The sequence below is a fragment of the Lysinibacillus sp. KCTC 33748 genome, assembly GCF_002237755.1.
Lineage (GTDB): Bacteria > Bacillota > Bacilli > Bacillales_A > Planococcaceae > Lysinibacillus.
The window spans coordinates 38,082-62,508 of sequence record NZ_MWSJ01000014.1; the positions used below are offsets into that span (position 1 = coordinate 38,082).

At 36.1% G+C, this 24,427-nt stretch carries 24 protein-coding genes; 19 read left to right on the plus strand and 5 right to left on the minus strand.

Annotated elements, in window-relative coordinates; translation table 11 throughout:
* The first annotated feature begins 18 nt into the window (after positions 1–18).
* The 10 genes from B1B04_RS25715 to B1B04_RS16380 all read left to right on the plus strand — a co-directional run bounded on the left by B1B04_RS25715 (position 19) and on the right by B1B04_RS16380 (position 9,133).
* Entirely contained in the window at positions 19–192 is a 174-nt protein-coding gene (locus B1B04_RS25715; RefSeq protein ID WP_170938998.1) for a hypothetical protein, read from the plus strand.
* Positions 193–454: 262 nt separating this feature from the next.
* Entirely contained in the window at positions 455–1,600 is a 1,146-nt protein-coding gene (locus B1B04_RS16340) for a M20 peptidase aminoacylase family protein (protein WP_079562481.1), read from the plus strand.
* Positions 1,600–2,424 carry a GNAT family N-acetyltransferase gene (locus B1B04_RS16345; RefSeq protein WP_079562482.1) on the plus strand — a complete coding sequence of 275 codons (825 nt, stop codon included), beginning with the start codon at positions 1,600–1,602 and terminating at the stop codon, positions 2,422–2,424. The genes B1B04_RS16340 and B1B04_RS16345 overlap by 1 nt, the downstream gene beginning before the upstream one ends.
* Positions 2,425–2,446: 22 nt before the next feature.
* Positions 2,447–3,553, plus strand: coding sequence for an o-succinylbenzoate synthase (gene menC, locus B1B04_RS16350; RefSeq protein ID WP_079562483.1), 1,107 nt, complete (start codon positions 2,447–2,449; stop codon positions 3,551–3,553).
* A 63-nt stretch (positions 3,554–3,616) separates the two neighbouring features.
* Positions 3,617–4,669, plus strand: a complete 1,053-nt coding sequence (locus B1B04_RS16355; protein ID WP_079562484.1) for a YkvI family membrane protein — start codon at positions 3,617–3,619, stop codon at positions 4,667–4,669.
* A 419-nt stretch (positions 4,670–5,088) separates the two neighbouring features.
* Entirely contained in the window at positions 5,089–6,039 is a 951-nt protein-coding gene (locus B1B04_RS16360; RefSeq protein WP_079562485.1) for an ABC transporter permease, read from the plus strand.
* Complete coding sequence (locus tag B1B04_RS16365) at positions 6,032–6,985, plus strand: iron chelate uptake ABC transporter family permease subunit (protein ID WP_079562486.1); 954 nt, start codon at positions 6,032–6,034, stop codon at positions 6,983–6,985. The genes B1B04_RS16360 and B1B04_RS16365 overlap by 8 nt, the downstream gene beginning before the upstream one ends.
* Positions 6,982–7,743, plus strand: a complete 762-nt coding sequence (locus B1B04_RS16370) for an iron ABC transporter ATP-binding protein (protein WP_079562487.1) — start codon at positions 6,982–6,984, stop codon at positions 7,741–7,743. The genes B1B04_RS16365 and B1B04_RS16370 overlap by 4 nt, the downstream gene beginning before the upstream one ends.
* A gap of 63 nt (positions 7,744–7,806) precedes the next feature.
* Entirely contained in the window at positions 7,807–8,817 is a 1,011-nt protein-coding gene (locus B1B04_RS16375) for a siderophore ABC transporter substrate-binding protein (protein WP_079562488.1), read from the plus strand.
* Position 8,818: 1 nt separating this feature from the next.
* Positions 8,819–9,133, plus strand: coding sequence for an antibiotic biosynthesis monooxygenase family protein (locus tag B1B04_RS16380; protein WP_079562489.1), 315 nt, complete (start codon positions 8,819–8,821; stop codon positions 9,131–9,133).
* Positions 9,134–9,366: 233 nt separating this feature from the next.
* On the opposite strand, the gene B1B04_RS16385 is transcribed toward B1B04_RS16380, so the two are convergent.
* Entirely contained in the window at positions 9,367–9,984 is a 618-nt protein-coding gene (locus B1B04_RS16385) for a hypothetical protein (protein ID WP_079562490.1), read from the minus strand.
* 398 nt (positions 9,985–10,382) lie between these two features.
* Between B1B04_RS16385 and B1B04_RS16390 the strand changes: the two genes are divergently transcribed.
* The 6 genes from B1B04_RS16390 to B1B04_RS16420 all read left to right on the plus strand — a co-directional run bounded on the left by B1B04_RS16390 (position 10,383) and on the right by B1B04_RS16420 (position 16,704).
* A complete protein-coding gene (locus B1B04_RS16390; RefSeq protein WP_079562491.1) occupies positions 10,383–11,285 on the plus strand; it encodes a polyprenyl synthetase family protein in 903 nt (300 codons plus the stop codon).
* A gap of 12 nt (positions 11,286–11,297) precedes the next feature.
* Positions 11,298–11,456 (plus strand): competence pheromone ComX, encoded by a 159-nt coding sequence (gene comX / locus B1B04_RS16395; protein WP_079562492.1) that lies wholly within the window; start codon positions 11,298–11,300, stop codon positions 11,454–11,456.
* 47 nt (positions 11,457–11,503) lie between these two features.
* Positions 11,504–13,750, plus strand: a complete 2,247-nt coding sequence (locus tag B1B04_RS16400) for a sensor histidine kinase (protein ID WP_079562552.1) — start codon at positions 11,504–11,506, stop codon at positions 13,748–13,750.
* Positions 13,734–14,348 (plus strand): response regulator transcription factor, encoded by a 615-nt coding sequence (locus B1B04_RS16405; protein ID WP_240518319.1) that lies wholly within the window; start codon positions 13,734–13,736, stop codon positions 14,346–14,348. The genes B1B04_RS16400 and B1B04_RS16405 overlap by 17 nt, the downstream gene beginning before the upstream one ends.
* 430 nt (positions 14,349–14,778) lie before the next feature.
* The gene (locus tag B1B04_RS16410; protein ID WP_079562494.1) at positions 14,779–15,678 is read left to right on the plus strand and encodes a hypothetical protein; all 900 of its coding nucleotides are present in this window, start codon (positions 14,779–14,781) and stop codon (positions 15,676–15,678) included.
* Between the two features lie 414 nt (positions 15,679–16,092).
* Positions 16,093–16,704 (plus strand): phosphatase PAP2 family protein, encoded by a 612-nt coding sequence (locus B1B04_RS16420; RefSeq protein ID WP_079562496.1) that lies wholly within the window; start codon positions 16,093–16,095, stop codon positions 16,702–16,704.
* 96 nt (positions 16,705–16,800) lie between these two features.
* Here the strand turns inward: B1B04_RS16420 and B1B04_RS16425 are convergent, their stop codons facing one another.
* Genes B1B04_RS16425 through thrC form a run of 3 tightly spaced genes read right to left on the minus strand, consistent with a single transcriptional unit; the run spans position 16,801 to position 19,476 of the window.
* Positions 16,801–17,484, minus strand: a complete 684-nt coding sequence (locus B1B04_RS16425; protein WP_079562497.1) for an MtnX-like HAD-IB family phosphatase — start codon at positions 17,482–17,484, stop codon at positions 16,801–16,803.
* Positions 17,485–17,512: 28 nt separating this feature from the next.
* Entirely contained in the window at positions 17,513–18,427 is a 915-nt protein-coding gene (thrB, locus tag B1B04_RS16430) for a homoserine kinase (RefSeq protein ID WP_079562498.1), read from the minus strand.
* Positions 18,424–19,476, minus strand: a complete 1,053-nt coding sequence (thrC, locus tag B1B04_RS16435) for a threonine synthase (RefSeq protein WP_079562499.1) — start codon at positions 19,474–19,476, stop codon at positions 18,424–18,426. The genes thrB and thrC overlap by 4 nt, the downstream gene beginning before the upstream one ends.
* Before the next feature lie 205 nt (positions 19,477–19,681).
* Here thrC and B1B04_RS16440 point away from each other — a divergent pair, with 205 nt between their 5' ends.
* Both B1B04_RS16440 and B1B04_RS16445 read left to right on the plus strand, forming a co-directional pair.
* On the plus strand, positions 19,682–20,911 hold the full coding sequence (locus tag B1B04_RS16440; protein ID WP_079562500.1) for an MFS transporter: 1,230 nt from the start codon (positions 19,682–19,684) through the stop codon (positions 20,909–20,911).
* 310 nt (positions 20,912–21,221) lie between these two features.
* A complete protein-coding gene (locus B1B04_RS16445) occupies positions 21,222–22,088 on the plus strand; it encodes a MurR/RpiR family transcriptional regulator (protein ID WP_079562501.1) in 867 nt (288 codons plus the stop codon).
* A 67-nt stretch (positions 22,089–22,155) separates the two neighbouring features.
* On the opposite strand, the gene B1B04_RS16450 is transcribed toward B1B04_RS16445, so the two are convergent.
* Positions 22,156–22,956 carry a GNAT family N-acetyltransferase gene (locus B1B04_RS16450; RefSeq protein ID WP_240518317.1) on the minus strand — a complete coding sequence of 267 codons (801 nt, stop codon included), beginning with the start codon at positions 22,954–22,956 and terminating at the stop codon, positions 22,156–22,158.
* A 446-nt stretch (positions 22,957–23,402) separates the two neighbouring features.
* Here B1B04_RS16450 and B1B04_RS16455 point away from each other — a divergent pair, with 446 nt between their 5' ends.
* Positions 23,403–24,329, plus strand: coding sequence for a manganese-dependent inorganic pyrophosphatase (locus tag B1B04_RS16455; RefSeq protein WP_079562503.1), 927 nt, complete (start codon positions 23,403–23,405; stop codon positions 24,327–24,329).
* The last annotated feature ends 98 nt before the right edge of the window (positions 24,330–24,427 follow it).

Here is a 24,427-nt window from a genome sequence, read left to right on the forward strand (position 1 = left end):
AGGGTCTCGAGCCAACAGATGTTTTTTGCGCGAAAGCGTAGTGCTAACGTAGCGGCAGCAGAGGGTTTTGTTTGTGCGAAAGCGCAGCGACAGCAACAGCAGGATGTTGGTCACGAAGGCGTTATCGCAGGACGTGATGGTTTTAGCCTTCGTTCCTTTATCGCTGATCCCCAAGGAGTCGCCCAACCGTAACGAAGATCAATTAATATAAGCGTATTTTTAACTAATAGTAGCCCTTGGTGGAAATCAGCATCTTCTAATTAAAAAATGGATAAAAGGCGGTTAACAACGTCCCCACTTTTTAGGATTCAATATGGAAAGCTTTCTACAATCTGAATGTGAAAAGCTGTAGCATGTAGTTAATTTGCTGGAGGCGGGACGTTTCTGTGTAGAAAAGTTTTTATTTTCATTTATAATAATCTTAATAGTATGATAATTTAAGGGGTTGGATGCTATGAAGGAAGCTTTGAATCGTTTGAGGCCAAGATTAATGGAGATTTTCACGTACTTGCACGCGAATCCAGAAATAAGCTGGCAAGAGGTAGAAACAACAAATTATATTTTCGATTTACTAACTCGTGAAGGTTTTTCACCAATACGCTTTAAAAACAGTACAGGGCTTTATGTTGATGTAGGGAATGGTCAACCTAAAGTCGGTTTACGTACGGACATGGATGCGTTATGGCAGGAAGTAGATGGTGAATTTCGTGCGAATCACTCCTGTGGCCATGATGGACATATGACGATGGCAATCGGTGCTCTCTTACTTTTGAAAGAGCTTGCTCCATCATTCAACGGTACAATTCGTGTAATTTTTCAACCAGCAGAAGAGAAAGGTACAGGTGCTTTCTCTGTTTTAAAGGAAGGAGTCATTGATGATTTAGACTTTTTATTTGGTGTTCATGTAAGACCTGTCCATGAGCTTGAAGACGGTACATATTGTGCCGCGTTGCACCATGGAGCTTCCCGATTATTAGAAGGAGAAATCATTGGAGAAGATGCCCATGCTGCTAGACCGCATCTTGGCGTGAATGCCATTGAAGTAGGAGCAACTATTATTGAAGATTTACGAACTATTCATACAGATCCGATGGTTCCTGTATCAATTAAGATGACTAAATTTCATGCAGGAGGAGAATCCGGCAATATTATTCCTGGGAGTGCAGCGTTCACCATTGATATACGAGCTCAACAAAATGATGTGATGGATGCACTTGTACAGGGAGTAAAAAGGGTTATAGATTCTTCCAAGCTGTTGCATAAAGTGCAGATTGAATTACGTACAGTGGCAAATGTAGTAGCTGCTGAAGTAGACTCAACTGCTCAATCTCTTATGGAGAAAGCAATCGTGCAAGCAACAGGGGTGTCGAATTTAAGAAGGCCAGTTCATACACCTGGAGGAGAAGATTTTCATCATTATGCTGTCCAACGCCCACATTTAAAATCTACGATGTTAGGTCTAGGCTGTGGACTAGCACCAGGACTACATCATCCAAAGATGAAATTTAAGCAGGCAAGGTTAGTAACTGGAGTTGAAATTCTTACAAGAGCGGTATTGTTAGCATTGGAGTCAGGGAATACAAAGGAGGGGTCAGCATAATGTTAGAGAGTGTGCGTATTCAAAAAGTAATGACACCTACAGAGGTTGCAGAAGTGCAAATTTTAAACGAAAGTATTTGGGGGAGTCAGGCTATTCCCTCTCATCAATTGTTAGCGGCTGTACAAAATGGTGGATTAGTACTTGGGGCGTATTTAGACGAAAAGCTGATTGGCTTTAACTACTGCTTTGTTGGCTTTGGACATGGAAAAATGTATTTACACTCACACATGATTGGTGTGGAAAAAACATATCGTGAACAAGGTGTAGGTGAATTATTAAAGCATGCCCAACAGGAATATGCAAAAGAACATGGGTTTCAGCTTGTGATTTGGCTATTTGATCCACTAGAAGCATGTATGGCTAATTTATCGTTTTTGAAGCTCAATTCCTTTAGTCTTCAGTATGAAAATGATTATTATGGTCCGCTCAGGGATGATTTTAACGATGGGCTACCTTCAGATCGAATTGTCGTAGAATGGTGGATTGAACGCGATCGCGTGGAAGATTCCTTAGATGAACTGGAAGAGGGAGCCGAAGAAGTTGTACCGTGGTCTTTAACGGTAGATGGCTTACCAGTGCTCGATATTGAAGGTGAATTTCAGCGAGAGCAATTATTTTATAAAGACGCTTATTTATTGCCCATACCTCAATATTTACAAAAGATGAAAGTGGAAAGTCCTAAGCTTGCAGAAGATTGGCGTTATAAAGTTCGTACTATTTTAACGACATTATTTGAACAAGATTATGCAATCGTTCGAATGAAAAAACACAAAGAATATGTCCATAGCTATCTATTAGTCAGACGCTCCTTATTAGCTTTATAATAAGGATAAGGAGTGAAATTTTGTGAAACTAGAACAGATTACAGTTAGACATATAAAAATGCCAATGAAATCACCGTTTACAACGAGTTTTGGCACAATTGATGAAAAGGAATTCTTACTTATAGAAGCGAAAGATCAATCAGGAACTGTAGGATGGGGAGAAGCTGTTGCCTTTGTAGCGCCTTGGTATACAGAGGAGACATTAAAAACAACATGGCATATGCTTGAAGACTTCTTGATACCTATCTTGTTACATAAAGAGGTTGGGCATCCAGATGAAGTTAGTGCTTTGTTTTCCTCTATTCGTCGTAACTGCATGGCGAAGTCCTCTATTGAAGGGGCTATATGGGATATTTATGCTCAACAAACGAAACAATCACTTGCAAAAGCATTAGGTGGACATAAGGAACAAATAGAGGTAGGCGTTAGCGTAGGTATTCAATCTTCCACCGAAGCATTAATAGAGCTGTTAAAAAGCCATGTAAATAAAGGCTATAAACGAGTAAAAATGAAAATTAAGCCTGGTCACGATGTAGAAGTTATTCGTGCTATACGAGCTGAAATGCCGGATCTGCCATTAATGGTAGATGCTAATTCAGCCTATACATTGAACGATATGGATGTATTACAGCAACTTGATGCATTTAATTTATTAATGATTGAGCAACCTTTAGCTGTAGATGATATTGTCGATCATGCTAAGCTACAGCGAAAGATAAAAACGCCTATTTGTTTAGATGAAAGCATCACTTCCTATGAAGATGCTCGAAAAGCGATAGAGCTAGGTAGCTGTGGTGTTATCAATATTAAAATAGGACGTGTAGGCGGTTTAACAGAAGCAAGAAGAATTCATGATTTATGTAAGGAAAATAAAATTCCTGTTTGGTGTGGTGGCATGTTAGAGGCAGGAATCGGACGAGCGCATAATATTGCATTAACATCGCTCGCTAATTTTGTGCTACCAGGGGATACTGCGGGCTCAAGTCATTATTGGTATGAGGATATCATTACACCTGAAGTAATTGTAGAGGATGGTTATATTCGTGTGCCACAGTCAATTGGTATTGGATATACACCTAATATAAAGGTAATCGATAAGCTAACAATCAACAGAAAGGTCTATCAATAATAGGTTCATCACCACACGCTTTGGTGATGATTCCGATAATAGGATAAACAGGGAGAGAACTGATTGAAAAAAAGTTTGCAAATCGGTGGTGCCTATGTAGGAATTATCGTCGGTGCGGGATTTGCATCAGGACAGGAAATCGTACTTTATTTTACGAGCTATGGCTTTCATGGGATATATGGTGCTCTTATTGCGACATTTGGATTTGCTTTAGTAGGAATGTGCATTGCACAAATTAGCTCAAGGTTACGTACGACATCGCACAAGGATTTAATTTATCAAATTTCAGGTAATACTGTAGGCTTTGTGATGGATTATTTACTGTCCCTTTTCTTATTTGGTGTAGCAGTAATCATGTTTGCTGGAGCAGGTGCTACGTTTCATCAAATGTTTGGACTGCCGGTTTGGCTAGGGAGCATTTGTATGATTGTACTGACTATAGCAACGGTTATGATGAATGTGAAGAGTATTATAAACATTATTGCTTTTGCTACACCCTATCTGCTAGCCATTGTCTCGATCATAGCTGTCTATTCAATAGCTACGATGGATTTGACCTTTGTCGAACAAGCTGTTATCGCACAACAAGCACAAGTGAGTACTAAAAGCTGGTGGACTACAGCTTTACTGTACACGTCTTTTAATATCGGTGTGTGTTTTTCTCTTTTAACTGTTATGTGTGGATCTATTCGCAATGAGAAGGTGGCGGGGATGGGAGGCATTATTGGTGGGGTTTTGCTTGGAGCTTTAATTCTTCTTATTAACCTATCCCTTCTTGCCAAAATGAATGTAATCGTTGGCATAGATATACCGATGCTAGCTTTAGCAAATGAAATTCATCCTCTAGTTGGTCTGTTGATGTCTTTTTCCTTATTAGGGATGATTTATAATACAGCGGTAGGGATGTTCTATTCATTTATGGTAAGGTTTTTAAAACCTAATAAGGTTAGTTTTAAGGTTACTGCCTTTTTTATCGGCGCATTGGGCTTTTTAGCAAGTCTCGCTGGCTTTACGACGCTTGTAGCCAAGCTTTATGCAGTGATGGGGTATGTCGGTTTTATATTAATCATTTTAATTGTTTTTGCGTGGCTCAAAGGCGTTCGACGAATAGCATAATTTCTTTCAGCGAATGTTTTATGTAGCGAAAGCAATAACAACGCACGACTGAGTGACCAACATCATGTTGTTGGTGTTGTTGCTCCCGCTGCGCTTCCGCACAAAAGACATTTGTTGGCCAAAAGCCTCCGGACGTAATTATTAATTGATTTAAAAGGTGATTGAGAAAAAATTAGTATTTTATTCTCAATTACCTTTTTATTGTGTCAAAAAAGTAGAAATATTTAACTTTGAGGAACCAAAAAAAGTAGGAATTCCGTTAAGAATGCTCGTTCTATTAAAGATTCTCAAATAAAACGAGAATAATTCTCAATGGAAGGTTGACTGAGAATGGAAACGAGCTTATAATGAGAATCGTGAGTAATGATAATCATTTTCAATGATTAATACGAGCAAAAATGAATCTACCGGGGATTACAATGAAAAAAAGATATCTTTTAACAGCAACTGTTGTGCTGTCTATAGTTTCGCTATTTATCGGAGTAGTTGATATTAAACCGAGTGATCTATTAGACTTCGAATCAGAAGAAACTAGACTATTTATTATTAGTCGTATACCGAGACTTGTAGCAATTTTGTTAGCAGGTGCAGGTATGAGTATTGCTGGTTTAATTATGCAAAGCTTAAGTAGGAATAAGTTCGTGTCACCAACGACAGCAGGTACATTAGATGCTACGAAGTTGGGGGTTCTAATTTCGATGATGTTTTTCACAAACGTCACGTATTTTCAAAAAATTTCCTTCGCTTTCCTATTTGCTTTAGCCGGCACATTATTGTTTATGCAAATATTAAATCGAATCAAGTTTAAAGATGCGATTTTTATACCACTTATTGGCTTAATGTTTGGGAATATCCTTTCTTCAATTACAACGTTCTTTGCGTATAAGGCGGATATTATCCAAAACATTTCTGCATGGTTACAAGGAGATTTCTCATTAATGATGAAAGGTCGTTATGAGCTTTTATACATAAGTGTACCCGTGCTTATATTAGCTTACATTTATGCGAACCGCTTTACAGTGGCAGGAATGGGTGAGGATTTTGCAAAAAATCTTGGTCTTTCCTATAAATTCATTGTGAATTTAGGTTTAGTGTTAGTAGCACTTATTGCAACGACGGTGGTCCTAACAGTTGGTGTGATTCCGTTCCTTGGTTTAATCATTCCAAATATAATTTCGCTGTTCAAAGGGGATAATCTTGCTAAGACATTGCCTCATACCGCACTACTAGGAATGTCTTTCTTATTATTCTGCGACATTATAGGGCGTGTACTGATTTTCCCTTATGAAATTCCGATTAGTATGACTGTCGGTGTCATCGGAAGTGCAATCTTCCTAATTATGTTGTTTAGGGGGAAAGCATATGCGTAACCGTACAAAAATGTTGATTTTACTAGGTTTGGCCGTAGCATCTATTTTACTGTATGTACTTTATGGACTTAATGGTAATTATCATTATGCACTCCCGCGCCGCCTCATTAAAGTGTTTGCTATGTCGTTAACGGGAATTGCGATTGCTTATTCAACAGTGGTCTTCCAAACGATTACACATAACCGTATTTTAACGCCAAGTGTAATGGGGCTTGATGCATTATATATGTTGGTTCAAACGTTTATCTTTTACTTCTTCGGCTCTATGTCGGTATTCGTCATTAATGCTAAATATAATTTCTTATTAGCTGTTTCAGCTATGGTTATCTTTGCGTTAATTTTTTATCGTGTATTGTTCAAGGAAGGAAAGCGCCCGATTTATTTCTTACTGCTTGTCGGTATGATTGTCGGAACATTTTTAGGAAGCGTAACTACGTTTTTCCAAGTATTAATAGACCCGAATGAATTTTTAAGCTTACAAAGTAAAATGTTTGCAAGCTTCAACAATGTCAATTCGGATTTAGTATGGCTTGCAGCTGTTGTCATCATCATTACCTTTATTTATGGCTGGCGTCATATGAACCAATTAGACGTAATGTCTCTTGGTCGGGATACAGCCATTAACCTAGGGGTACCATATGACAAGCTTGTGCAGCGTATGCTCATATTGTCTTCGGTGTTAATAGCCGTGTCTACAGCTCTTGTTGGGCCTATTACGTTTTTTGGCTTAATCGTAGCAAATTTATCGTATCAATTTTTCAAGACGTACAAGCACTCTGTGGTAATAGCAGGTTCATGTGTAATGAGTATTGTAGCTTTAGTCGGTGGACAGTGGATGGTCGAACGTATATTTAACTTCGATACAACCCTGAGCGTTATTATAAACTTCGTAGGTGGCGTATACTTCATCTACTTATTATTGAAGGAAAGTAGGTCAGCAGGATGATCCAAGTAAAAGAACTCTCCAAATACTTTGGGAAAAAACCGGTCATTCAAGATGTCAGTGTCGACGTTGCACCAGGGAAAATAACATCTTTTATTGGACCAAATGGTGCAGGTAAATCAACATTGCTTTCAATGGTAAGCCGTTTACTTAATGCAGATACTGGAGAAGTATTACTCGACAAGTCAGATGTACGTCGTTGGAAATCAGATGATTTTGCAAAACGAGTATCTATTTTAAAGCAGTCAAACTATATGAATGTACGACTAACAATTCGTGAGCTTGTTTCATTCGGGCGTTTCCCTTATTCAAAAGGTAATTTAAAGCATGAGGATGAGCTAAAAGTAGATGAAGCAATTCAATATATGAATTTAGAGGATATTCAACACAATTATTTGGATGAATTATCCGGTGGTCAACGTCAACGTGCATTTATCGCAATGGTTATTGCACAGGATACAGACTATATTTTGCTTGATGAGCCACTCAACAATTTAGACATGAAGCACTCTGTGCAAATCATGAAAATTTTGCGTAAGCTCGTTGATGAACTAGGAAAGACAGTTGTCATCGTATTACACGATATTAACTTTGCTTCCGTTTACTCCGATCATATTGTTGCATTAAAAAATGGTCGTGTTGTCAAAAATGGTCCAACAAATGACATTATCAACTCTGATGCGCTTAAAGAAATCTATGATATGGATATTCCTGTTCAAGAACAGAATGGGTGTCGCATTTGTGTGTATTTCAACTCTTAGAAATAGTAAAGATGGGATAACCATCTATTAACTATAAATTAAATTTAAAGGAGCAATTTTACAATGAAAAATTGGAAATTACTAACTGTATTAATGGCTATGATGCTATTAGTATTAGCTGCTTGCGGTTCTAAGGACGAAGCAAAAAAAGAAGAGAAAGATTCTTCAACTGATAACAAACCTTCTGAGACGCAAAAGGAAGAAGCTACAGCTTATCCAATTACAATTCCAGGTAGCACACAAGGTGAAAGTACATTTAAAGAAGTAACTCTTGATAAAATGCCAGAAAAAGTTGTTGTATTTGACTATGGTTTCCTTGATACTTTAGATGCTTTAGATGTTAAAGTTGCAGGTGTTCCACAAAAATCAGTTCCTAAGTATTTAAGCAAATATGCTGATACATCATACGTAAATATTGGTGCTTTAAAAGAACCTGATTTTGAAGCAATCTCTGAAATGAACCCAGATATCATTTTCATCTCTGGTCGTCAAGCAGCAGCTTACGATGAGTTATCTAAAATTGCACCAACAGTATTCGTAGGTGTAGATGCAAAAGATTTCATGCCATCATTCAAAGCTAATGTTGAATTAGCTGGTAAGATCTTTGGTAAAGAAAAAGAAGCTGCTGATGCATTTGCTACTTACGAAGCAAAAGTAGAGGAAGTTAAAGCGAAAACAGCTTCAGCTAAAGAAAAAGCTTTAATCGTATTAGGTTCTGAAGGTGCATTATCTGCATATGGTCCTGGTTCACGTTTCGGTGTAATTCATGATGTTTATGGTGTAAAAGCTGCTGATGAAAAAATTGAAGCTTCTACACACGGTTCAAACGCATCATTTGAATATGTACGTGATACAAACCCAGATGTTTTATTCGTAGTTGACCGTGATGCTGCTGTAACTCCAGAAGGTGAGTCTGGTACAAAAGCTGCAATTGAAAACGAAATCGTTGGTGCTACTAACGCTGCGAAAAACAGTAAAATCTTCTATTTAGATCCACAAGTTTGGTATTTATCTGGTGGCGGTTTAACTTCTGAAACTCAAAAAGCTGATGACATTTTAAAGGCGTTTAAATAATATGTTTGTACAAATTAAACGTATTGTCGTTACGGAAGGGAATTCCGATAAAGTAGTTGAACGTTTTGGTGCTAAAAAAGATGGTCCAACATTACTTGAACAACAGCCAGGCTTTATTGATAAGCAAGTACTTTTGAAAAAAGTACGACGTGGTGATGAAGAAGTGTTAATTGTGGTTCGTTGGGAATCAGAAGAAGCATGGAAAAATTGGGAGAAAAGTCCAGAGCATATTGCTGGTCATAAAGCAAATGCTGGTAAACCGAAGCCTGATCACATCATCGAAAGCGGACAAGAAGTTTATTATGTAAAAGGTTAATATTTTAGAGGTGTCTCAAAGTCATTTGAGGCACCTTTTTTTATATGAATATGTAAGGTCTCGTAGAAAAAACAATAGGTAGGCAAAGTGACAGGGAGCGAAGGAAAGAATGGCTAACTAGACTAAAAGAAGTCGGGGTGGCGGATAAAAAAATTAAGCGATGAATAGAAGCATTGAAATGACGCATAAGGAAGAAGGGAGGCACAAATTTATAACTGTGCCATACCCATTTCTTAATGCTTAATGGACGCTTTATTCCATGCATTAAATGCTGTCGTAATATTAAAAGAAATATCAGTATCACTAATGGAGACCTCGGTAAAATGTTTGGGTGCACAATTAGCTTCCTTTACAGCAGTATTATATTTCCCTAAAGAGGACATTTCTATTTCTGAATTATAGCGATAAACAGGCAAGCCGACAGTAGCATTTCTAATAGAAGTGCTAGAGCAATTGCCTCTAGCATTTATAATATAAAAGCTTGGTAACGTATAAATTATAGGTGTATGTATGTTTAATCCAGAGGTAAATGGACTTACTAAAGGCGGTATAGACTGATTTTCTTCAGATACTCTTTTAATTCCATATTGTTCAATAAAAGCGTCTAGCTTTTGCTGAAAAGTATCCTCAAATCCAGGAATATTGCAAATAAAATTTGAAAATGTAGATTTGCTTTTATACTCTGCTAATGTTTCTTTATAAGCTTGTTGCTCGGCATCAACAATTATTTGCTCTATACATTGCTGTTCTTTCGAAGGTTTTTTAATCGTGATTTCCTCTTCGGTCACTGAAATTGTACAGGAGAAATTAGCTGTAAGTATTAAAACATTTTCATTTACGTCATTTTTCATTTCAATCACTCCCTGTGTTTCGAGTATTTCCTGTTAATAGATTTAAATGATTCCTAGCTGTTCATCATGATGGAGTTGCCTAGCCTTCTCTTCAGTACATGGCAAATGGTCTCAATTCTCTTTCTGATATTTGGAAATAAACTATTTAACTTGATTAAATCGAACAGATGCAAATGATCTTAAAATCTTACCCTATTTAAGCGTATCATCGATAAGGACGCCATTTCAATGGTGGGTTTACGCCAAAAAATGGCGGTCAATAATATAATACCGCCACTTTTTGGCGGTATTTCTGTCATGATTTTATGTAAAATATTCCCTTATTGGTTTAATATCTAGTATTATTTCCTATTAATCTGTATACTATTTAATAACATACTTGTGGGGGGAGAGGACTATTGCAGGAGCTTGACGGAAAAATTAATGAAGCATTGGATATTCTAATTGAAAACGAGTTATTGATAGGTCATGAACTACGGTCGATGCTAAAGATTTTTAAGGAAGAAAAAAAGGCAGTTGGCTATTCATTTGGTAAGCTATGTTATTGGCATTACGAAGCATTTGCAGATTGTTTGAACGAGGACATCTATAAAGTTGCCGCAGCTATTGAACTTTTAATTTTATCGTTTGATATCATCGATGACTTGCAGGACAAGGATTCAGACTACAGTTGGACTAAAACACCTGAATTATCATTAAATGTTGCGTTAGCTATGCTAGTGATGGCTTCTAAAACAATACGTGAGACTTCCTTTGAACACAAAAGTGCAGCTATTCAAATACTTGATGATTATGCATTACGAAGTATAAATGGTCAGCAACTAGATTTACTTAATACTTGTAGGGATGAGCAATCATATTTACAAATGATTGAACAAAAGTCAGGTTCTTTAACAGCAATGGGTTGCTTAATTGGTGAAGTACTTGCAAAAGGTGAGACATCTTCTGATGTTAAAGAGTATGGGAAATACATAGGTATTATCCAACAAATTAAAAACGATATTCAAAGTTTAAAAACTTGGGGATCTAAAAATGATTTGCTTAATAAAAGATACTCATTGCCCATTATTTATCTTTTATCACAGAAAAATGATGTTTCAAAGTCTGTGATAAGCTATTATAATGACGATATAGATGCATTTTTAGATAATAATGCTATGGAAAACGAGTTGACAAATGGTGGTGCGATACGTTATGCAATTACTATTAAAAATGTTTACAAGTTTAAAGCATTAGATAATCTTGAAAACATAGCAATAAACGATTTAGGTAAAGACTACTTAAAAAAACTATTGAAATGAGGAGTTATATGCATGATAAATGTAATTCAATATCTAGAAAATAACCCAGAACTAGTTTCTCTATTAAAAGCACAAAAAGTCTCATTAATTGGAGTTTCGCCTATAGAGCAAAAAGCAATTTTAGATGCGTTTAATAGTGAAGTAGAGTTGGAAAGTGGATCGTGGAAATAAAATCGTTGAGTAGCAAGTTAGTTTGGCCTGCTATAATGCTCTATTTAATGATTGGTTCTTATCTGATATATGTGGGTTATAGCGGGCCATTATTAGAAATTGAGATAGAAAAAGAGAATGGCGAGTGGGGAGTAACGCAACCTTATTACAAAGACTGGACGGGATGGAGAAATATTTCACCATCTGATGTTATTTTAAGAGTAGATGATGTGCCGATGGATCATCTACATCAATTGAAATATAAATCTATGATAGTAACTGCTGATAAAATAACCATAATGAAGCCAAATGGAGAAATAAAAGATATACATATTAACCATTCAGATATCCCTCACCAATTTTACTATTTATTACTATTTCCGTTTTGTTATTATTTACTAACTCTATTCATTATCATATATATATATTTCAATCAAAAAAGTATAAAGCTTACTAACTTACTTATTTTTTTTATGTTAACTGTTTCATTGGCTTATGTAAGTAGCGGAGTATCTAGTAGAGTGAATGGAATTGGGATAATAGTAAATCGTAGTAGTATGGTATTGTGTTTAGCTATATTATTACATTTTTTAAGAGATTATTATTCATTTGTAAAAATAAATTGGCTGTTTACAAACAATATCAAATACTTTTATGTATTCCCTGTAATCGCTTTTTCACTGGGCTGCATTTGCACTTTCTATCCTGCTTATTACATTTTACTTTCTGACGTAGTGTTAGTCCTTTTCTTCATTCTCCTTATTATTATTCTTAGTATTTTATTACTAAGCTATTTTAAATACAAATCACCTCAGTTGAAAGTATTGTTAAGTAGTATAATGATACCGTTTTTGCCATTCCTTTTTTTATATGCACTCCCTAGCATTTTTTTTGATACGTATATTCTTTCAGGTGAAGTCAGCTCTTTATTTTTATTACTTATTCCATTTAGCTTTATCTTTACACAGGTAGCAGAACGATTATTTGATATTGAATACCATATTACAAGACTTCGTTATTATGGAATCTTTGCATTAATATTTACTTTATGGTTAATAGTTGGTTTGTATTGCATTGCAGGAAAATATTTAACTATACCCGTAATATCAGGTGTTTCTCTCTTTACTTTTACATCGTTAGTTGTCCTTTTTTACATAAAAGAGAAGGTAGATTATCGAAAACGAAAAATTTTATTTTCGACAAAAGGGGATTATATACATCAGCTATACACGGCTGTCGATAGGATTGGTAAAACGATTAAAATAGATGAGCTTCTAAAGAAGTTTGCACAAGAGGTTTCATTACATCTTGAGTTAGAGAATGTATTTGTATTAACTTATAACTATGACACAAGTCAATTTACTTCAACGGTTGAGGGAAGGCTTTCAATTAATCCAGCGCTAATAGAGGATTTGAAATTAGGAGAAATACGGAGAATCGACAAAGTCTACTTAGCCTTCCTCCATCAAGATGCTCATTATAAAAGAGCCTTAGTATTGGAACATAAAAATTCGATTCATTTAAAAGATGAAGAGCTTCTATGGCTTGAATTGCTTTTATTATATGTAAATAATTTTATTGAAAATACAAAGATGGTAGAAGAGCTGTTAGAGGAACTAAGGCATATGAGGCAAGCAGATGATAGTCAATTACCTTGGTTAAGCAAATTATTATGGTTAAGATTTGAAGAGGAAAAATATCAATTAGCTCAAGAATTACATGATACCAATTTGCAAGAGCAGCTCCATATTGCCCGAGAGGTTGATGTCCTAGTCAATGCGAAAGATACAACTGATATCCAGCAAAAACTTGATAAAATTCATCAGCAGATGATTACATCTTTACATGATTTAAGAGCTTATTGCGAAAATTTAAAACCTCCATTATTAGATACATTAGGGCTAAACGCTGCGTTAGAAAAGTTAATTCGTAAAGTAATAGAAAGAGCTAGTTTTGAATTAATTTATACGATAGATCGCCTTTATTTAGAGGATGAGCGTATGAATTTAATGATTTATCGACTATTTCAAGAATTACTCAACAATGCTTTAAAACATTCCTATGCAACAACAGTTGAAATACGTTTACAGGAAATGGACGATGGTTTTGAAATCATCTATAAGGATGATGGGTTAGGCTGTAATGTTGATGATATTACTGTCGGAGAGTCAATGGGAATTCAAGGTATGCAAGAGCGTGTAAAGGCCTTTAACGGACAGTTTTACATCGATTCACAGGTTAATGAAGGAATGTTTATTAGAATTACAGTAAAAGAAGGAAGTGATACACTTGATTACGATGCTTATAGTGGATGATCACCCTATTGTGTTAGAGGGAACGAAAAATTTATTTCAAGAAAACGAAGATATTATAGTTGATACAGAAAGCGATGCGACTCATGTCATACAGAGAATTAAAAACAAACCGTATGATATCTACTTAATTGATATAAATATGCCATTAGAGAATGGCATACATTTAGCACGTAACATTAAAGCTATCCAGTCAAATGCTTCAATTATCCTTTATACTGGTGATGATATTACTGATTATTATCCACTTATTTTAGAGCGGAAAATAGAAGGGATTTTAGCTAAAACAGCGTCTAAGGAGCAAATTTTACGAACTGTTCGAGCCATTGCAAATGGTGAAATTGTGTTACCTCAAAATTTCTTGGATTTTCTCGATAATAAATTTAAATTGCAGGATGCAAAACTTGATATACACTTAAATGAAAAAGAAAAGAAAATTTTAAGATTGATTGCAGAAGGACATACGAATAAAGCGATTGCCATAGAATTAAATATCCCTCAGCGAACAACTGAAAGATATTTAACGCAGCTATTTTCTTTATTGAATGTAGATTCACGGACAGACGCTGTGAATCTTGCAGAAAGAATGAATTTACTATAGATTGTCTGTATGTTATAATCATTCCTTCTGGTAGATTTTTCAATAAAAAGGGAGAGTTTAGGTGGTATTAAAATACCGTAATTTAACTTAGTTAATTATACCTAAACCATAAGTCTGATTATCTACATTTTTTATGCAACACCGCCAAATTTTGGCGGTGTTTTTGTATGTCCGCCAAATCACGCCAAAAATAGGGGCAAAGACCGCCAAAAAATTGGCGTAAATCCAACGTTGAAATATCGGTCTAAGTACTGGTACGCTTAAGTTAATCGTGGTTAAGTAGATTTGTTATAGTAAGTAATACGATAATATAAGATTTCGATAAAAGCCTAGTTATCTAAGAATAAAGTAGAGATTGTAGATTTTTTTAAAGTTACTAGCCAGTCAACATACTTCACCATAAAACTTTATATAAAGGTAGGCGTGTATTTTGAAAGTAGAACTTGAAAATTTATTTTCTATAGATGAATCTAGTCAAGATCAAGTCATTAAAGTTTATAATCGCTATGGTATTTTCGTCGGTGCGCCTGAAATAAGAAAGAGAAATTTAAAGGCATCATTTAATCCTATTTTTACATTAAATGATGATGTAACATACGAACATGTCGCGGCACTATATAAATCATTGGAACATGAATTAGGAATTGTTTCTATTGGGGAACGCTTTTACTTTGACTTTTCAGATAGCGAATATGAGCAAGCTTCACTGTTTACCTTAAATTCGGCAGGTAACTCCCCTGATATGTTTATAGATGATAAAGGAACTTTATTTTCTATAAGCACCCATTGCCAGCATTGTGGACTTATGGAAAAAGAACAACTTTCACCATTAGTGATAGATACAACGGAAATGAAAGATCGTCATCTAGTTCATGTGAGCGGATATTGGGTAGCTTCACAGGAATTAGCGACATTAATGAAACAAGAAGATATTAAAGGTTTTGAACTTTTAGAGGTTATCCATCAAGGACCGAAAGAAGGGAAGCGGAAAGCTTTTCAAATTATACCGACACAAGTATTGCCTGAATCTAGCACTGAAAGAGTTAAATTGTATTTTGCAACAGAGCAGCCACCATGTCGTTGCGGATTAAGTGGGGTAATCAATGGTCCTGATATTTATCATCGCGAAGACTTAATCAATATAAAAAACGATATATTCCTCTCGGCTGAATGGAGCCATGACGGAAGATATTTATACCGAAAAACTTTGTTCAGTAGAAAGTTTAGAGAACTAATTATTAAAAATAATATATCCCGTGAGGTAAGAGGAGAGAAGGATAAAAACTTTGGACCGAAGGATTGGTTATTCGATCCAGTGTTATTAAAATAATTCAAATCGAAAATGAGGAAGTGCATATTTTGTTTAGAAAAATAATACCTATCGTTGCAATCTTATTTGTCGTTGCATTAGCTCTCTCAAATTATTTTAATAAAGCAGAAGGAAGATCCTTTGTCATACCACAAGAAAGAGGGAATAAGGTAGGTTAGAAACCGGGCATTAAGGGGCAGTTGATTTTGTAAATTATACTGCCCCTTAATGCGGGATAAAGTGAAACTTAAATCAGTGGGGAGGTTTATCCCACAGATTATTAGTCTTCACCAATCGGGCATTTAGGGGCAGTTGATTTTGTAAATTATACTGCCCCTTAATGCGGGATAAAGAGCAAATTACCTCAAGCAAGCTTAAATATGATATGATGTGAAAAATATGATAGTAGCATATAGTTTTGAGGTGAAGTAATAAATGAAAAAATGGGCTTATCCTTTAGCGGTATTAACGCTCATTATCTTTTTTGTGTTACGAGGTACTTTTCAAAGTGAAATAATCAGTACTTTTGATACAAAAATGGCTGATTTATTTTTCGGTAACCGTTTTGTAGAATTTTTTCACTATATAGGAGAACCGGTATTTGTAGTATCTGTCGCTATTGTCTTAATAGTGTATTTAGCATGGAAGGTGAAAAATAACCGAGGCATACTATTTGTTTTGTTAACAATCGCAGGTGGGAATGTACTTAATCAATTATTGAAAAAATGGGTACAACGACCAAGACCGGAGATTGAAGAACAATTAACATCCTTTAGCTTTCCATCTGGACATTCTATGACCGGTATCTTGTATTTATTTACAATTGCTTATGTTTTTTCGGAGAACAATAGCAGGGGACGTAAGGCATTACTTTGGCTTGGGGCAGTTGTTTTAACTGTGCTTATTGGTTTGTCTCGAGTTGCCGGAGCCCGTCATTTTGCTTCTGATGTATTGGCCGGATGGAGTATGGGGTATACGTGGTTTGTCATTTGTGTTTTTTGGTACGAACGTCGAAAGAGAATTTTTAAAGCAAAAAATAAATTATAAAATTGAAATGGGAGCCGTCTAATTAAGAAGGCTCCTATTGTTATATAGAAATAAGGGCGGTATCTTTGAACATACCGCCCTTATTTCTTTAACCTTTTATAAAGAAACAGCCTTGTCTGCTTCCATAAGCTTTTTTACAATTTCTAAGCAATCATAGAATGTTTCAAATGGCTCATAAGGAAGATGAAGGTCTTTACAGCGTTTAATAAGATGATCCCTAGCAAGTACTAAATCTGCCTGTTTGGCAGCCTCAAAATCAGAGAGTGAATCTCCAATCACGATTTTAAAATGATTGCCCTGTGCAACCTGTCGCATAACGCTTGGCTTGCAACAACCGCAGCCCTGTGTCTCAAATTTCGTACATTCTTCATCACAGCCGTTTGGAAAGACGAGTTTAATTTGCTGTCCGGAAAAATCAGCACTATTACAATATATTCCAGAAAATGGACCGTACTTTTCTAACAGTGGCTCAATGAAAAAGTCTACACCTCCACTAACAATATAAAACGGAATATGCTTCCCTTGTGCAAAACGAACGAAATCACCAAAGCCCTTACGTATAATGGCTGTATCCAATAAATAGTGGATAACATCATCCTTTTGTTTAGTCGATAATAGCTCGAACATTGCTGAAATGCCATCTTTAAAGGTAATAGTTTGTTCCATCATTGCCGAAGCAATTTTTTCAGATTCCTCTGGAACGAATTGAGTCATTAGTGAGACGATATTATCTGTTTCTGTAATAGTACCATCAAAATCACAGAAAATAATTGGTTTCAAGCTACTTCCCCCTTCCAAGAAAAAACGTCTACTTTTGCAGTAGACGTTTAAATTTCACTTGTACACCATGTTCATCGGCTTTTGTTAAGATAATTTGATGCTCTGGAAATTGATTTTTCATCGCATTTACAAAATTATGCGCAATAGCTGTAGGAATGATAGAAATCATTGTTGGTCCCGCCCCACTTAAAGCTGTTCCAAATGCCCCATTAGCCTTGGCGGATGCACGGATTTCTTTATATTGTGGGATTAATTGGGCACGGAAAGGTTCATGAAATAAATCAGCTTCCATATAACGACCTGCATGCTCATAATTACGAACCATTAATGAAGCTGCTAGCATATTTGCATTTGCAGAGGCTCTCACTGCGTATGCACGGTCAAATTGCTCTGGTAACACAGAACGAGCCTCACTTGTTTTTAGTTCGACATCTGGTACATACACAACAAAGGAAGCTTCTATATCATTAACATGAAATGTATCAACAACGCCATTTTCATCCATTGAGGAAATTGTTAATCCTCCTAATACCGAGGCTGTTGCATTGTCTGGATGCCCTTCGATTTGTGAGGATAAATCGAGTTTATCCTGAACAGTTAAGCCTAGATCACATACTTGGTTAACTAGTTCAATTCCTGCAACGATGACAGCTGCACTGCTCCCCAAACCGCGGGCTAATGGGAGTTCACTTGCCATTTCAACACGGCAAGCGGGTAGCTGCTTACCGTATTGGTCTGCAATTTTTTTTGCAATCACGTATAGTAAGTGCTCTTCTAGCTCAAACTCTTTAGGACCATTATCATCGAGGTGGATAATTTCCCAACTATCCTGTAAAGACACGGTTAACTTTAAGTAAAGAGACAAGCCAAGCCCTATTGAATCAAAGCCGGAGCCTAGATTGGCAGTGCTCCCAGGAACTGAGATTTGCCACATGTTACTCATAGTACGCCCTCGATGTATTTTCGAATTTCTTCCTCATCATTTTTAAGTGAGACAACATCTACAGTCGAGATATTCATAGCAGTATCAGGATCTTTTAAGCCATTACCAGTGAAAATAGTAACAACTTTAGAGCCCTTCGCAATTTTGCCATTTTCAACTGATTTAATAACGCCTGCTAATGATGCAGCTGAACCTGGCTCAACAAAAATTCCTTCAGTGCCTGCAATTAATTTGTAAGCAGCTAAAATTTCTTCGTCTGTCACCGAGTCAATAATTCCACCTGATTCATCGCGAGCTGCTTCTGCAAATTTCCAGCTTGCGGGATTACCGATACGAATAGCTGTTGCCACTGTCTCAGGATTAGCAATAGGTTCACCGTTTACAATTGCTGCTGCACCTTCAGCTTCAAAGCCAAACATCTTAGGTAAGCCAGAGCCCTTTGCTGCATCATATTCTTTAAAGCCCTTCCAATACGCAGTAATGTTACCTGCGTTACCAACAGGGATACAAAGATAATCTGGAGCGGCTCCTAAAGCATCTACAATTTCAAATGATGCTGTTTTTTGCCCCTCGATGCGGTATGGATTTACAGAGTTTACAAGTGCCACTGGAGTTGTTTCACTTACTTGACGAACGATGTTTAAAGCATCATCAAAGTTACCGTCGATTTCGATAATCTTTGCACCATACATTGTCGCTTGTGCTAGCTTACCTAGGGCAACTTTCCCTTTAGGGATCACGACTATGGATTGGATTCCAGCACGTGTTGCATAAGCTGCCGCTGCAGCTGAAGTGTTACCTGTTGAAGCACAAATAACACATTTGCTACCTTCTTCAATTGCTTTAGCAACGGCAAACACCATGCCACGGTCTTTAAATGAACCTGTTGGATTTGCACCTTCGATCTTTCCGTAAAGTTCAATGCCAAGTTTCTTAGATAAATTTACTAAATGTATAAGAGGCGTATTGCCTTCGTTTAAAGTTAGAGCAGGTGTACTTTCTGTTACGGGTAAAAATTGTTTATATTCCTCGATTAGGCCTTTCCACATAACGTTACGATCTCCTTTTGTTCTTATAGGAAGAACAGTTGTTTTTGTATAAAAGACATTTTAACGCAAATGGCCCTATGTTTTCAATAGAATTCGAGAAATTGTCGAAACAATTCGGTAATTTGAATTTTTGCTTGTCACTTTCTTGAAATAACTGTATAGTAAACTAGCGATGTAAAGTCAAGTGTAAAGACAGGTGGTTGAAATGACGACAAATACTGTTACAACAAATAAGGTTCAACAATCTATTTCTCGAAATAAGCTTTTAAGGGTAGCAGGCGTTGGCTGGCTTTTCGATGCTATGGATGTAGGGATATTATCATTCGTTATTGCTGCGTTAGCAGTTGATTGGGGATTAACACCAAGTCAAGCCGGTTGGATAGGTAGCATCAATTCAATCGGGATGGCTGTAGGAGCTCTTATATTCGGTGTGCTTGCCGATAAAGTAGGACGTAAGCAAATTTTTATGTGGACGCTCGTTTTATTTTCGATTGCAAGTGGCTTATCGGCATTTACAACTACATTATTTGCTTTTATGGCACTACGCTTTTTAGTAGGCATGGGACTAGGGGGCGAATTGCCAGTCGCATCGACGCTAGTTTCTGAGAGTGTAGAAGCAAAAGAACGTGGGCGAGTGGTTGTTTTACTGGAAAGCTTCTGGGCAGCAGGGTGGTTAATCGCTGCACTGATTTCGTATTTTGTTATTCCAACCTGGGGATGGCGTATTGCTTTATTGTTAACGGCAATTCCAGCAGTATATGCAATTTATCTTCGTTGGCACTTACCAGATTCACCTCAATTTGTAGTAAAGGCAGAGTCTAAAAAACGTAGTGTTGTGCAAAATATTCAAGAAGTATGGTCGAAAAAATATGTACGCTCGACACTTATGTTATGGGTGTTATGGTTTACGGTTGTTTTCTCGTATTACGGTATGTTTTTATGGCTACCAAGTGTCATGGTTAGTAAAGGGTTTGATATGATTACGAGCTTTAAATATGTTCTCATTATGACGCTTGCACAGCTACCAGGTTATTTTACAGCTGCATGGTTTATAGAAAAATTTGGACGGAAGTTTGTACTTATTTCCTATTTAATTGGTACAGCTGTAAGTGCTTTCATTTTTGGTAATGCCGAAACGATGGTAGTACTATTAACATCAGGAATGTTTTTATCGTTCTTTAACTTAGGAGCATGGGGTGCACTCTATGCTTATACACCAGAGCAGTATCCAGCAATTATTCGTGGAACAGGTGCAGGAATGGCAGCAGCGGTTGGCCGTATCGGTGGTATTTTTGGCCCTTTGTTAGTAGGAATTTTATTAACGGCAGGCTATGATATCGGCTTCATCTTCGCGATTTTCTGCGGAGCGATTATTATCGGAGTTGTTGGGGTAATTTTCTTAGGACAAGAAACAAAACAAATGGAATTAGATTAAAAAATAATCATGTCTTGGATGGGCGATTGTCTAGTCCAAGACATTTTTTATAATTTTATTACATAAAAATTAGAGAATATTAATTTTTATTCAAATATTTTTAAAAATCTGTTAGAATCAATTCATCAAAAACCTTAAGGGTAGAACAATTTTATGGAACTGCCACATTAGCAAGTTAAAGTGTTAAAGATTTTTCAGAAAAGTCATTGTATTCAGATTGTAATCGTGATACTGTATTTTTAACCGAATTTAGAGTCAGTAGGAACAATCTCCATTCGTGATAATTTCATTGAAAGAAAGGTTGTTAGAAATGAGTATTAATGAAGAAATAGAAAGTAAATTTGTTAGGCTGTCGAAGGGACAGCGTAAAGTTGCACAGTTTGTAATGAATAACCATACAGTTGTAATTAGTAATGGAGCAGCAGAAGTAGGGAGACAGGCAAATGTTAGTGAATCGACAGTGATTCGTTTTTGTTATGCGATGGATTTATCGGGCTATGTAGAACTACAAGACAAAATTAGAAGCTATTTAATGACTCAAAATGGTCATGAGAGTCTTCAACTTACATATCCATCAAATAAGATTAATATTTCGAGTTTTGGTAAGGTTATGCAACGTGATATACAAAATATTCAAGATACGATTCATTTGATAAATGATCATATGCTCCAAAAAAGTTCTAAATGGATGCACGAAGCAGAGAACGTTTATATTTTAGGTACTCGTCAAGCTGCGTCCATTGCAAACTGGTTAGCGTATACAATGAAAACGTTACGTCCAAACGTGAAACAGCTTCGCTCAGAATCCGATGATCTTGTACAGCAAATTAACAGTATGAGTGAACAAACGACATTAATTGTTTTTTCATGGGACAAGCATTCAAATGACATTCAAACGATTGTAGAAATTGCTAAGAAGAAAAAGGCAAGAATTATTGCCATTACTGGTTCTGCGTTTTCTTCTATTCGGGAATTTGCAAGTGCATTATTTACACTTGGTCTAAAAAAGCAATCTACATTGGACGTTATTCCAGTATTGTTCTCTTTTTTACATGCGCTAATTGAAGAAATGGTCAGCCAGGACAAGGCACAATATGAGAAATATCAACAATCCTATGAACAAGTAGAAAATAATTTGTTATTTTTAGATGAAGTAAGAGAAAAGCAAGTTTTCTAATCATTTTACAACGCTACACATAAAAAAAGATGTCCAAATAAGTTTTAGACATCCTTGAAAAAGAAGCTTATAAAATTTTGCTTAAACTATATTCGTTAATAAAGGTATCATTTAATTTAATGGCATTTTGTCGGATGCCTTCTTGCTGAAAACCTAATTTTTTGAACAAATTTAAAGCACAATCATTATGCTCCATGACAGATACTTCTAAGCGTGAAATATCTCGCTGTATAGACCAACGTTCTACTGCTTCCATCAGCGCTGAGCCGATACCTTGTCGCTGATGCTCCTCCTTAACAGCTAGATGAACTGATGCAACATGTTTAGCTTTAGAATGTTTATATCCATGAATAACGGCATAGCCAGCAAAAATGCCGTTTACTATACAACATAAAATCGTACGGTTCTTCAATTGTTTCCAATAGACCAAATCTTTTCGAAGTTGTTGAACTGTAAGGTCTAATTCGTTTTCCATATTATACATGAAGTCAGTTTGTTGGAAAATTTCTTCTTGCAAATGAATAAATGATCGGGCGTCAGATGCTTCAATTGCTCGAATTATGTATGCAGGTGGGTTATCGTCATTTGTAGAAACATTACTCGTAGTCTTCATTTGTGTACGCGAGAAAGTTACACTGGTACCGAGCTTAACATCCATGACATAATAGCCTGCATTTGTCCATGACAAATAGTGAGAGAGAGGGGGCTTTGTTTTTTTCCACCAGCTCCTATTTAAGTAAGCTGCATTTGGCAAGGCTTGTCCCATAATATTTTCGAGTTCGCTAAATGATAAAGTAATTTCTTGTTGTAAAGCTACTTCAAAATAATTTGCTAAAGGAATATACTTTTTTTCCATCTTCTTTGTCATTGTAATCCCCATTTCCTGTATATCCTAAAAAATATAGACTACCTGATGATAGCATAAAATTACGTTTTCATAAATACGAAAACACAACTATATATCTATTTATAGTAAATATTTTTTATAAACTATGTATTTTTATTATTAAATGTTATAAATAGGGTGTTATTAACAGATAAATATATTATATTTAATAATAATCTATAAATGTTATAAAAAGGTATTTTTCGTCATGCGTTTAGCCTTCTTTCCTGAACTAAAAAAGCCTAACTCTAGCATGTATAGGAAAAGTAAGTAATACATGATAGTATGGTTATCCTAAAACGGGGGATTTTGGATGTATATTGGCAGTAGACCCTTTATAGATAAACTTTCACTTTATAACATGTTTGTTCATAAGGTATGATAAAATAAACTATAAATGTTATTGCCATTTAGGAGGAATTAATTTAATGAGTAAAGTTTTAGTTTTTGGTCATAAAAATCCAGATACAGACACAATTACATCTGCTATTGTATATGCATATTTAAAACAGCAAATTGGTGTTGATGCTGAAGCGGTACGCCTTGGTGAAGTAAATAATGAAACACAATTTGCTTTAGATAAATTTGGCTTTGAGGCACCTCGATTGATTTCATCAGTAGCTGGAGAAGCGGAGAAAGTAATCCTTGTAGACCACAATGAATTCCAACAATCTGCTGACGGAATCGAAGAAGTACAAATTTCAGAAGTGATTGATCATCACCGTATTGCAAACTTCCAAACAGCTGACCCACTATACTACCGAGCTGAACCTGTAGGTTGTACGGCTACGATTTTAAATAAAATCTTCAAAGAACATGGCGTAGCAGTTCCTGCAAACATTGCTGGTTTAATGTTTTCAGCCATCGTTTCTGATACATTATTATTCAAATCTCCAACTTGCACTGAGCAAGATGTACAAGCTGGTGAAGAGCTAGCGAAAATTGCAGGTGTTGATGCCGCTGAATATGGATTAGCAATGCTTAAAGCAGGTGCTGATCTTTCAGATAAATCATTAGAAGATCTTTTATCATTAGATGCGAAAGAATTCCAATTCGGTGAATATAAATCTGTAGTGGCCCAAGTAAATGCTGTCGACATTAACGATGTACTTGGCCGCCAAGAGGAATTAGAAAATTTATTAAATAAAAATGTAGCGGAAAATGGTTTAGATTTATTCTTCTTTGTTGTAACGGATATTTTAAACAATGATTCAACTGCTGTTGCAATTGGACAAGTAGCAGAGGCTGCAGCAAAAGGATTTGGCGCAGAGCTTGTGAATAATCGCGTTCTTTTACCGGGTGTTGTATCTCGTAAAAAACAAATCGTCCCAGTTTTAACTGATGCATTGAAATAATGAAAAAGAGGTTGCCTCGGAATAGGCAACCTCTTTTTTTATTGTTAAGGAAATTATAGAAATACTTTTGCTGTGGGCTCTCCAACGCTTGCTGATGT